The sequence below is a fragment of the Sulfurimonas sp. genome (assembly GCF_016744025.1).
Classification (GTDB): Bacteria; Campylobacterota; Campylobacteria; order Campylobacterales; family Sulfurimonadaceae; genus Sulfurimonas.
Map to the genome: position 1 here is coordinate 1 of NZ_JADGFC010000089.1, position 11,088 is coordinate 11,088.

Annotated in this window: 17 protein-coding genes; 7 read left to right on the top strand and 10 right to left on the bottom strand. The window is 29.8% G+C overall.

The genetic code is table 11. The features are described from left to right. The 7 genes from QZZ48_RS11360 to hisG all read right to left on the bottom strand — a co-directional run. Window positions 1-609, bottom strand: a 609-nt coding sequence (locus QZZ48_RS11360) for a class I SAM-dependent methyltransferase (protein WP_294965828.1), incomplete at its 3' end; no start/stop codon positions are given. Beyond that, window positions 606-1,007: a hypothetical protein gene (locus QZZ48_RS11365; protein ID WP_294965831.1), complete on the bottom strand. Its 402-nt coding sequence runs from the start codon at window positions 1,005-1,007 to the stop codon at window positions 606-608. The genes QZZ48_RS11365 and QZZ48_RS11360, both read right to left, overlap by 4 nt. Continuing rightward, entirely contained in the window at window positions 991-1,320 is a 330-nt protein-coding gene (locus QZZ48_RS11370) for a hypothetical protein (protein ID WP_294965834.1), read from the bottom strand. Before QZZ48_RS11370 ends, QZZ48_RS11365 begins: the two co-directional genes overlap by 17 nt. 12 nt (window positions 1,321-1,332) lie before the next feature. Beyond that, window positions 1,333-1,593, bottom strand: coding sequence for a hypothetical protein (locus QZZ48_RS11375; RefSeq protein ID WP_294965836.1), 261 nt, complete (start codon window positions 1,591-1,593; stop codon window positions 1,333-1,335). A gap of 15 nt (window positions 1,594-1,608) precedes the next feature. Then, window positions 1,609-2,403, bottom strand: a complete 795-nt coding sequence (locus tag QZZ48_RS11380) for a CHAD domain-containing protein (RefSeq protein WP_294965838.1) — start codon at window positions 2,401-2,403, stop codon at window positions 1,609-1,611. Between the two features lie 20 nt (window positions 2,404-2,423). Then, on the bottom strand, window positions 2,424-3,116 hold the full coding sequence (locus tag QZZ48_RS11385) for a class I SAM-dependent methyltransferase (RefSeq protein WP_294965842.1): 693 nt from the start codon (window positions 3,114-3,116) through the stop codon (window positions 2,424-2,426). Further along, window positions 3,116-3,742, bottom strand: coding sequence for an ATP phosphoribosyltransferase (hisG, locus tag QZZ48_RS11390; RefSeq protein WP_294965845.1), 627 nt, complete (start codon window positions 3,740-3,742; stop codon window positions 3,116-3,118). Before hisG ends, QZZ48_RS11385 begins: the two co-directional genes overlap by 1 nt. A gap of 225 nt (window positions 3,743-3,967) precedes the next feature. Between hisG and QZZ48_RS11395 the strand changes: the two genes are divergently transcribed. Beyond that, window positions 3,968-4,525 (top strand): hypothetical protein, encoded by a 558-nt coding sequence (locus tag QZZ48_RS11395; RefSeq protein ID WP_294965848.1) that lies wholly within the window; start codon window positions 3,968-3,970, stop codon window positions 4,523-4,525. A 212-nt stretch (window positions 4,526-4,737) separates the two neighbouring features. Next, entirely contained in the window at window positions 4,738-5,439 is a 702-nt protein-coding gene (locus QZZ48_RS11400) for a c-type cytochrome (protein ID WP_294965851.1), read from the top strand. An 89-nt stretch (window positions 5,440-5,528) separates the two neighbouring features. On the opposite strand, the gene QZZ48_RS11405 is transcribed toward QZZ48_RS11400, so the two are convergent. The 3 genes from QZZ48_RS11405 to QZZ48_RS11415 are packed head-to-tail and all read right to left on the bottom strand — an operon-like array spanning window position 5,529 to window position 8,152. Then, complete coding sequence (locus QZZ48_RS11405) at window positions 5,529-7,208, bottom strand: TIGR01212 family radical SAM protein (protein WP_294965854.1); 1,680 nt, start codon at window positions 7,206-7,208, stop codon at window positions 5,529-5,531. Between the two features lie 3 nt (window positions 7,209-7,211). Beyond that, window positions 7,212-7,832: a type III pantothenate kinase gene (locus tag QZZ48_RS11410; RefSeq protein ID WP_294965857.1), complete on the bottom strand. Its 621-nt coding sequence runs from the start codon at window positions 7,830-7,832 to the stop codon at window positions 7,212-7,214. Beyond that, window positions 7,832-8,152, bottom strand: a complete 321-nt coding sequence (locus QZZ48_RS11415; RefSeq protein WP_294965860.1) for a hypothetical protein — start codon at window positions 8,150-8,152, stop codon at window positions 7,832-7,834. Before QZZ48_RS11415 ends, QZZ48_RS11410 begins: the two co-directional genes overlap by 1 nt. 177 nt (window positions 8,153-8,329) lie before the next feature. On the opposite strand from QZZ48_RS11415, the gene QZZ48_RS11420 reads away from it, so the two are divergent. The 5 genes from QZZ48_RS11420 (at window position 8,330) to QZZ48_RS11440 (ending at window position 10,700) form a co-directional block, all read left to right on the top strand. Beyond that, window positions 8,330-9,031, top strand: coding sequence for a rhodanese-like domain-containing protein (locus QZZ48_RS11420; RefSeq protein ID WP_294965861.1), 702 nt, complete (start codon window positions 8,330-8,332; stop codon window positions 9,029-9,031). Further along, window positions 9,031-9,573 (top strand): hydrolase, encoded by a 543-nt coding sequence (locus QZZ48_RS11425; protein WP_294965864.1) that lies wholly within the window; start codon window positions 9,031-9,033, stop codon window positions 9,571-9,573. Before QZZ48_RS11420 ends, QZZ48_RS11425 begins: the two co-directional genes overlap by 1 nt. 275 nt (window positions 9,574-9,848) lie before the next feature. Next, window positions 9,849-10,133 carry a BrnT family toxin gene (locus QZZ48_RS11430; protein WP_294965865.1) on the top strand — a complete coding sequence of 95 codons (285 nt, stop codon included), beginning with the start codon at window positions 9,849-9,851 and terminating at the stop codon, window positions 10,131-10,133. Beyond that, a complete protein-coding gene (locus QZZ48_RS11435; protein ID WP_294965867.1) occupies window positions 10,120-10,347 on the top strand; it encodes a BrnA antitoxin family protein in 228 nt (75 codons plus the stop codon). Before QZZ48_RS11430 ends, QZZ48_RS11435 begins: the two co-directional genes overlap by 14 nt. A 101-nt stretch (window positions 10,348-10,448) precedes the next feature. After that, the gene (locus QZZ48_RS11440) at window positions 10,449-10,700 is read left to right on the top strand and encodes a Txe/YoeB family addiction module toxin (RefSeq protein WP_294965870.1); all 252 of its coding nucleotides are present in this window, start codon (window positions 10,449-10,451) and stop codon (window positions 10,698-10,700) included. Window positions 10,701-11,088 lie beyond the last annotated feature (388 nt).

An 11,088-nucleotide genomic window follows, 5' to 3' on the forward strand; every position in this document is an offset into this window, starting at 1 on the left:
CTCTAAGTTTAGCATAGAAGCTAAACACTCAAATGATTTAATACTAAAAAAACCTATATGAGTCATATCTTGTATATAGAACCATTTTAAAAACTTTTCACTATCCCTTGGATGAAAAGATGTCATAAGAAGCAAGTATCCATCTTTGTTCAGATGCGAGAGTAACTCTCTTAAAGTTTCTAGAGGATTAGCTAGATGCTCTAGAACCTCAGTCGAGACAATGAGGTCATACTTTTTATTTTTATATACTTTTTTAGGAAAATAAAATAGATCATATCTATCACAAGGTATATCAACTCTCTCGAGTAAAATAGGCAAAACTTCACCCTCTCCACACCCAAAATCAAGAGCTGTTTTTATATTTTTAGATTCTGGTATTACAAACTCTTCTATCAGGTTTTCAAACATTTTTACGTAACCAAGTGATTCTAAATTATTATGGTGATTATCGTAGTGTTTCTTCTCAAGACTTGCATCTAGGTGGTTTTTATCATCCATAAAAATGTAATCACATTCCATGCATCTATAATAATTTTTGCTTTTTTTATCATCATTTATAAGAGTTGTATTTGAGTCACATAATTTGCATATTTGCTTTATGTGTGTCAAAAGATTAAATCTTTTTTTATTCTCTTAGCATCTTGGGCACTTGCACTATCTATTAGATCTATATAATAACTATAAAAGAGTTGTCTATTTTTAGATACTTGCATACGCAGATAGCTTGTAGGGAAGTTTGAAAGTGCTTTTTTATCGCTGTTTTGATTGGAGTTACAGACTATTCCTCTCTGTAGTGAGACTTCAAGTTTAATAGCACAAGATTCATCAAAACTATAAAGCTCTGTAAGCTTCTTTTGTACTTCTTCATCTGGAGGGAAGACTACTAATCTCATACACTCTATTTTTGTTTTAGATAGTTTTTCATCGAAGATATTTACACTAGCATTATCACTACATCCTTGAAGGAAGAGTAGTAAAAAAAGAAAAAAACTAGATAAATGTTTCAATATCAACTAACTCAACACGGCTACAATCTTTTTTAAATAACTTCTTTTCTGTTGCATCTTCTTCAGCTAAAACAAGGATATCTGCAAAGTCATCTTTTGAAACTTCAAATGTATGTAATTCTTTAGCAGTTTCAACTATAAGTGAAGCTTCTACACTAGTTGTAACCAACTCAATATTTCTAAAGCCTTTTGCAAACTCACTTTTGATTGCTTTAGATACTTTCTCATTTAAGAGTAACTCTCTAAGTCTTACACTTGTGTTGACATCTGAATCACACAATATTTTATATGTTACAACTATGTTGCCGTTCATGACAGGTTTCCTTTATATGGTGTCTGGTGTTATACCAACGTCTTCTAAATAGTTACGCAACTTGGATACGGAGTCTTTGGAGAGATCATTTCTATGAGAAAGAGCCATTACAAATTCTTTTTCATTAAAACTCATTTTCGCTTTATTATGTTTAGTTATTTCTATCTCAACACCATAATGCTCTAATGCACAAATGAGCCTTTTTACATCTATATTTCCAGAAATTGGGTGCTCAAATATTTTTTCTATCTTTGTCTTATATTTATGACTCATATAGAACTCCTAATATTATAGTATATCAAAATTTTTAAATAGCGCTTTTTTTGAAGTAAATAACTTTAACTCATAGTTATTATGAAACTCTAAATACTCAGCTTCATCTAGTTCTTCTTTTACACTTTTTACAAGTTCTAATCTCACAAAGTTATCCTGAATCTCTCCAAAAAAACCTTGAAGTCTCTTTAGTTTTACAAAATCAAAATTCATATCTTTGTTGTGAGAAAAGCACTGCTCATATATATCAAGTGCATAACGAAACTTTTTAAACTCTTTTCTAAGATTGTGAAGAGAATCAAATGAAGTTTGCATATTAATACAAGAAAGCTCTTCATATCTACTTTTTTCTACTTCTGAGATAATTTTATGCACATCAATTTTGTGTGTCTCATAGACAAAAAACTCTGTCTCTTTCGTCATCATAATAAGAAGTTTTAAACTCTTTTTGTATTCATCACTGCAAAGAGTTTGCATTAGTATTTTAAAAGCATTTTCTCTTTTTTTCTTCATGATAGCATCTAACTTAACTTTAGATACATTAGAACATTTTAGAGTTTGTATCTCAATTAAAAAAAGGTCTACATCTCGTAAAAGTGCAGTTGGCTTTAAAAGTTTTTTGATAAGTTTTGAGAGTTTTTTTGAGGAGTGTTTATTTATATTTTTAACGTAGGTTTCACTACAAGCATAAAGTTTTCGAAGATTTACACGATACTTGTGCAAGAGTTCTATCTCATCTTCTAGAAGTAATTGTGTATGCATCTCACTTACTAGAGAGACTCTACTTTCAAACCACATTCTAAACTTCATGACTTAAGCCTTTTTTAGTATTATTTTTTTTTAAAGATTAGTAGTGTCTTGTCCTCAGTGTCATAAAGAGAAAAAGTTTGCTTCTCTATTAGTTTAAGATTTGTTAGTTTTTGGAAAGTCTTTATTTTATGAAAGTACTGAATAATAATATCTTGATGTTTTATATACTTATCATCAGTTTTTTCAAAAAGAGTAAACTGTGTGTTAAGTTCATCATTAACAAACTCAGCATCTACGACTAAGAACTCTTTGTCATTCTCAGTACTCATGGTACCTTCTGCAACATCACTAAATCCATAAAGAGTGTTTATATCTGCGATAAATATTCCATCATCATTTAGTTTTAAAGCAATGGCATCTAAAAACTTAACTAGTGAATCTTTATCCATAAAGTTTAAAACATCAAAGATAGATACAATTGCGTCATACTTACCTTCAACATCTGTAACATCTATACACTCGGCATCTAAACCTTGTGCTTTACACTCATCAACCATAACTGCGCTAAGATCAACACCCTTACACTCAACACCGTCACTAATCATACGTTGCATAAAACCGCCACGACCACAACCAACATCTAAAAGAGTCTTAATTTTGTACTCATCTAGTTCTGAACGGTACAGATCATAAAGGGCTTCAGTAGCTTCTTCTATTCCTAAAAGATGCTCAGCTTTTGCATATAAGTCCAAGTTCGTCATATGGTCTGTCATTAAGAGTTTTGCTCTGCTTTGATGATTTTATTTATTTTTTCATAGATATCTAAAACTTCATCTTTTTTAGCGATATAGCTGTTTTTGTTAGCAATAAGGTAAGTAGATGAAGTCATAATATCTTGTACTACTTCTAAACCATTTTGCTTCATAGTAGCACCTGTTTCAACAACATCAACTATCATATCAGCAAGACCGATGATTGGAGCTAGTTCTATAGAACCGTAAAGCTTGATAATATCTACTGATACAGCACGTTCTTCAAAGTAACGTTTAGTGATGTTAACCATCTTAGATGCTACTTTTAAGTCAGGTTTGTTTAGATCAAGTTTCTCGCCATTTCTCATACCGATAGACACTTTACAAATACCACGTTTAAGATCAAGAAGACGCATAACGTCGAGTCCCTGCTCTTCTAATGTATCAAGTCCTACTACACCGATATCTGCTGCTTGATGGTAAACATAAGTAGCAACGTCTTGGTTTCTTACAAGTAAAAAACGAAAATTTGGAGTATCTAGGATGAGTTTTCTATCATCAAACTTAAAACTATCACCAAATATAGTCTCAAATATTTCTAAAGTTTCTTTAGCAATACGACCTTTTGGAAGTGCAACTGTTAGCATTTTATGCCCTTATATATATTTATTATTTTTTGCATTTTATCTAAATGTAGCTCAAAGTTTTATGAGTTTATTTTAATATATTAAATTAGTATATTATTACGCTTTTCATAGTTACTAAAATGTCCCTCTATTTTAACTCTCATTTAATATTACTACACTATACTATATTTTTTAGATTCTAATATAACTATCTAAAATTATATTTAATAAAAAGAGGTCTCCAACATGTTAAAAAAAATTATATTATTAGCTTCTTCAGTTATATTAATATTATCTGTAAGTGGTTGTGGTGGAAAAGCAACAACTCCTAAACCTGTCGTTATTTACAAAAATGTAGACAAGATTTACTTAGATACAAATATTCCAGTGGACAAATTTATCGCTGAAAATATACAATCAGAATGTGCTTTGGGAACAAGATTGTTAGATAGTGTAAAAATTGTTGCTGAGAAAAACAACATTGAAGTTATCCTTGATGGAAAGCCTAACAGTGATGAGAATATACTAAAACTAAATATTATAGATGCTGTAAGTAGTGGAAATGCTTTTATAGGACATAATAAATTTGTTATTGCTAGTGGTGAACTTTTTGAAGGTGATAAAAAAATAGCTTCATTCAAAGTAGCAAGACGTTCTAATGGCGGTTTTTTTGGTGCATATAAGTCTTCATGTGCTGTTTTAGGTGGATGTACTGCAACTATGGCTAAAGATATCATAGCGTGGTTAAAAGCTCCAACAAAGGATGCTATTCTTGGAGATAGACGTCTTTTAAGAAACAAATAATTATTACAATACATGCTCTTTGTAAGGGCATGTGTAAAATCTTATATTTATAAAATATCTTATTCATCCCCTTAAAATAAAGCCCTTTCAAATTAATTTGCTTCATCTAGTGAGATAATGGAACAATCTAGTTTGAAATTCACATCTACTTTTTAACTTTATTTTAATTAGAATATAATTATACTTACTTATATTATTTAAAAGACTATCTTATGATTAAAATTATTATTTTACTTTCTTTATTACTTATATTTGCAGCTTGTGAGAATAAAAAAATAAGTAAAAAGCTTGACGGAAAAGAATTATTAGAACTTAAGTGTGCAACTTGTCATGATATTAATATGCCTCCTCTTATCTCAGATGATGAACTAGCTCCACCCATGATGGCTGTATCATTTCATGTATATAATTTTGTAAAACCACAAGATGAAAGCCAAAGAGCAACAAAAGCCATAGAATTTGTAACAGATTATATTTTTAATCCATCTTTTGAAAAATCATTTTGTGATAAAGATAGTTTAAAAAGGTATGGTCTTATGCCATCTCAACAATATAATCTAACCACAGATGAAGCAAAAGCTATTTCTTCATATATGTTTACTTATTTCACTCAAGAAACTTTGGCAAAAGTACAAAAAGAAAAAGCAGCCTATAACGCACTTGCTCCAGGAAAAAAAATAGCTATAAAAAACAGCTGCTTAGGATGTCATGGTATAGACAAAAGGAAAGTTGGACCTTCCTTTATAGATATTGCAAAAAAGTATAAAAATGATGAAGATGCTATGATAGATAGTATAAAAAATGGAAGTAAAGAAAAGTGGAAAAACTCAAATGGTGCTGTTATGCCAACTTTTAAAAAAATAAATAATCAAGAGTTAGAAATATTATCTAAATGGATTATGAATGTTTTATGAGTACATATAAAATTAGCTTAAATAACTTATTTCTTTGCACAATAAATAAAACAAAATCTAATAATAAAGAGTTATATTTAAGTAAATATTTACAGTCTAGATTTTAATAGTTTTACTTCTTTTTCTCTATTTGTCACTATCTGTTTATCTCTGTAAATCAAGAAAGGATCTTTGTATGGCACACCTTCAACGGTTTCATTTCCATGTACTGCAAAAATTCCTTTAATATCACTATTTATTAGATTAGAAATTTCGCTTTTAAATTTCGCTTGACTTAATGCTACTCTTACTGCTTCACTAGAAGTAGAACAAACCAATACTCCATCACTTTTTAGAAGAGTTTTTAATATTTTAAAAATCTCAATACTTAAAAGTGAAGGATTATTTATGTGATTAAATGAGTCTAAAAATATTACATCAAATTTATTTTTTAAATTTTGTAGTGTGTATCTAACATCACCTAAAACCAATTCAAGTGAATAATTAGTCTCTTCATAAAATCCAGTTTTATAAATTTGTTGAAGAATCTTTTCATGATTTTTATCTTTAATAACTTTTGAACTTTTTAGAATAATACTTTTATTGTTATCTAAGGCAACTATATTTAGTTTATGTTTTTTTACTAAAGAAATTGATTCTAAAGAGTTATATCCCATTCCAAAACCAACATCAAGTAGGTTTATATCTTTAGTTTTTAGTTTTTGTTTTAGAGATGATTTTTCTATAAATAACTCTTTTGCTTGTCTATATGCACCACTTTTAGGATGGTAGTAGCTTTTATACTTTTCGTCCCAAAAAGAGACACTTTTATCCAATAGTTCAACAGGTTTTGAAATATCTTCAAGCTTATGCTCTTTCTTTTGGATTAAATCACCCTGAGTTATTTCTCTGTAATTCATTTGTTCTATAACATATTCGCTAAATTGTCCTTTGTGCATATTCCAAATTGGTGCAATTAAATTATCACTTGGTGTGTCTGTTGAAATCCTAATAATAGGTATATGAGAAGGAATAATTCTTAAAAGATGTATTAACTCTTCTGCATATTCGTATTCATTGTAAGTTTTAAACTTTTTCTTTTCATACTCAGTTGAGAGAAGAGTATTTTTTATTATATGTAAGTTATGTATTTTGATACCATCAATATTCAACTCACATATTTTTTCTATAGTGTTAACCCAATCATCTCTTTTTTCACCCTCAAAACCAACAATTACATGGGCAAAAACTTTTATACCATACGCTTGTAATTTTTTTATAGCATCAATACTGCATTGCGCATTATGCCCTCTGTTTATCTTTTTCAAGGTATCATCATTCAAGGTTTGAATGCCCAAATCTATATGTACATCAATTTCAGAATTTAACTCTTGTAGATATTCAAGGGTGCTTTCATTTATGCAATCAGGTCTTGTTCCGATGCTTATTGCATCAAAATCGTATTGCTTTAAAAGATGAGAGTACATTTCTTTTTGTTTTATAACTGAGGTAAAAGTTCCTGTGTAAGCTTGAATATAAAGCATAAATCGTTTTGCTTTGTATCTTTTTTTTGCAAATTCAATCCCTTTAACTATTTGCTCTTCAACACTTTTTTCATTTAGATTTTGAGTTGCTCTTGCTCCATTTTCTGGACAAAAAGTACAACCTCCACTTCCATCAAGTTCTCTATTTGGACAACCCAAATCTAAATCAACAGAGATAGAATATAAAGGTGCATGATATATATTTATCATATAACTACGGTATGTATTGTAGGGTATATTCTTCATATTTTAAATGTTTTGTGATGATCGAGAAATAATTTTCTTCATTCCCTTAAAAATTAAGTTTTCATCTACTTTTGCATCTGGGAAGATTTTTGAAAACTCTTTTGCATCTCCACCTGTTAAAATAATATCCATATCGTGAGAAACCACTTCAGAGTAAAGCGTTTTTAAGTAGCCATAGCTTATGGCATCTACAGAGTTTTTTGGTAGTTTATTTAGCTCAATTTCAAAGTTAAATGGATAATCGAGTGCAGACGATATGTTTTTATAAGTATTGCTCATGGCATTTAATCCTGGATAAATAAAACCACCTTGAAACACTCCATCTTTAACTATATCAACAGTAACAGCACTTCCTGCATCTATGATTATTCCATTTTCAATAGCCTCAGATGCAAGCATTCTGTCAACACCCATAGTCTCATAGTATTTACTCATATCTAGTTTACTTGAGATATCTATCCAATTTTCTAAACCTTTTAAAATAGTTTTTACTTTTGGATTTACACAGATATAGTGGATTTCTTCTTTTATACTTGAGGGGTCAAAAGTGAGGGTGTCTTTTTTGTAGTCTACTTCATCTTCTAAAAAGTGGTATGAAGTATTGCCAATATCACATAAAAGCATTACTGAATTTTCCAGCCTTGGCTCTTAAAAGCTTCTTTTGCTTTAGAACATAATGGTGCATCAATAAAAACGATTTTATGCTTAAAGTTATGTCCGCAAAAAATTTTTAGTTTTGTAAATATCTCTTCAAATTTACGTACATCTTTCATAAGCAGTCTGCTCTTTTGACTAACTGCAAAGATTGCTGAAAAATAACCAGTTGTATCTGTTGCTTTATAGATTTTTATTTTATTGCGTATTGCTAAATCTTTGGGAGAGATTTCTAACATTTTTTTATAAATTTTCCCTTTTTTTCTAAGGGTATCTACTACTGTCTGCATATCTATTATATAGCCTTTGTATTAAAGTATTATTCTATCCAAACTAGGCTTGATATACAAACATCTACATAGTTGAAGGTGTAACGAGACATAAAATATCATACTTAATAAATTTAGTTAGTTACTATTTAATTTTATAACTGATAAGATTTAAAGAGATTTATAAAAAGGAAGATTATGAAAACTTTTTTAGTATTTATTGTTTTTATGACACTACAACCATTTAGTCTTTTTGCTAAGAACATAGCTACCCTTCAATATCAAGATATTAAAGTTACACATACTTACCAAGGCAAATCTAAAGAGGTAGTTATAAGAAGACATCAAGACCCAAAATGTTTAGATTTGGCTATAAATCATGAGACTGTATTTAGTCAAGATATGGCAAATAAAAATGTTCCCCAAGCATGTAAAAAAACTTTTATCACAACACTTGGTTCCATTCAGCCTATAAAAATTTCAAATGTTCAAACCATAGCAGAACTAGAAGTTTTAGACTTTATAAAAAAGTCTATTAAAGAACCTGAAAAATATGTTTTAGTAGATTCAAGAAAAGAAGATTGGTTTGAAAACTCAACAATCCCTACATCAGTAAATATTCCTTATAACACCATAGCTTATGATGAAGATTTTCCAGAAGATTTTCAAAAACTCTTAAACACTTTAAACATCAAAAAACTAGCTAATGATAAGTTTGATTTTTCAAAAGCTAAAACAGCTATTTTGTTTTGTAATGGAAGCTGGTGTGTACAGTCTAAACGTGCGATTAAAGAACTCATCAAAATGGCTTACCCTAAAGAAAAACTCATGTGGTATAGAAGTGGTTTACAAGATTGGAATATACTTGGGTTTACTACAATTAGAGGAGATTTAAAATAATGAGAATAAATGTAAAAGATGCAGTTTTTTGTTTGGTTGATGTTCAAGAGAGACTTTTCCCACATATGGAGAACAAAGAGACTCTTGAAAAAAACTTAGTTACTTTAGTAAAAGGGTTAAAATTACTCCAAATCCCTTTTATAGTAAATGAGCAGTATAAAAAAGGCATCGGTGAGACTATTCCTGCACTAAGAGAGTTGGTTGATGCTGATCCTCATTTTGAAAAAACAACTTTTTCTTGTTGTAAAAATGAACCTACCATGAGTGCAATTATGGCTGCGGGTAAAAAAGTGGTAATTGTTGCAGGTATTGAAACTCAGGTATGTGTATTACAAACCTGTTTAGATTTACTAGAAGCTGGACTACAACCAGTACTGGTAACCGATTGTGTATCTTCTAGAGCCCAGTACAATACGACTATGGCAATTGAGAGATTGGTACAAGCGGGTGTTATTCCAACAACATATGAATCGATTTTGTTTGAGTTAACAGTGAATGCAAAAAACCCAGTATTTAAAGAAATTTCTAACTTAGTAAAATGATTAACTTAAGTGACATTTTGTGTGTTATGTTTCTTCGTTCCCATCATCCTCGATGGGAATGTACATAAAAGTCTAAGTCACTGCAGTATTCATTCCCAAGCAGAAGCTTGGGAACGAGGAAAACATAAAATATATACAAAAGAAAAAACTATATATCATTGCCTAGCAGTGAACGCAGAGCATCATTAAAGTTAGTCGCTATACTCACAACACATGTATTGACAATGTAAATATAGAAGTGCTATAATAAAACTATATCAATAAAAGGCATAATTTTGAAATTTGAATGGAGTGATGAAAAAAGCAATTTAAATGTTGAAAAACATCAGATTAGTTTTGATGAAGCTAAAGAAGTTTTTTTAGATCCTATGCATATTTCAAAATTAGACCATCGCTTTGACTATTTTGAAGAAAGATGGGTAACATTGGGAACAACAACTAAAGATAAAATCTTAGTTGTTGCTAATATGTTTTTTGACGAAAATGGTGAAGAGATAATTAGAATAATAAGTGCAAGAAAAGCAAATCAAAAAGAAAGGATTTTTTATGAGCAACATTAAACAAAGAGAAAAGTTCGATGATTATGAAATGAAAGATGAATACGATTTTTCAGATGGTGTGAGAGGTAGGTTTTATGAACCTAAAAAGATACCAGTTTCACTAAGATTAGATAATGACATAGTTTTATTTTTTAAAAAACTAGCAAGTGAAAAAAAAGTACCTTACCAAACACTCATTAATGCTTTTCTTAGAAAAGAATTACAAGCAGTATAACAAAGATGAGGAGACTTTGTTCTTGAATGCAATTCCGAGTATGGCTTCTTCAATAAAAGAAGCTATGGAGGCTCCAAACAGCGAATTTAGCGAAGATATGAATGGTAGCCTACAAAGTTATTTATTCTAAACAAACCGTTAAAGATGCTAAGAAGCTTTCATCTGCTTCCTTGGATAAAAAAGCAAAAAAATTAATTGGACTTATTAAAAATAATCCATTTAAAAAGCCACCACCGTATGAAAAGCTAGTTGGAAATTTAAGTGGTTCATTTTCACGTAGGATAAACATTAAACATAGAATTGTTTATGAAGTTATAGAAAATGAAAAACTTGTAAGGATATCAAGAATGTGAACTTATTACGGAACAGAAGATAACAAAAGTATAGTTCCAACTCAAACTATTCCAGATGGATGCTGTTCTCAATATTGAGTGCTAAAGGACAGATAAAATGAACAAAAACCTAGCAATAAGAAACTCAACAGCAGAATTTTTACAACCGCTAACAGATAAGATACTATAGAAGTAAAAGTATCAGATGAAATAGTATGACAAAACTAATAGCTAAACTGTTTGATAGAAATGTAGCAACTATAAATGAACACCTTAAAAATATATTTAAAACCGATAAATTAGAAGAATATTCAGTTATTAGGAATTTCCGACTTAATTAAAAATATGGGGGGGGGGGTTTGAAAACCCTTGCAAACTTCTGTATATTGGTAAGAAACCAAGGTATTTC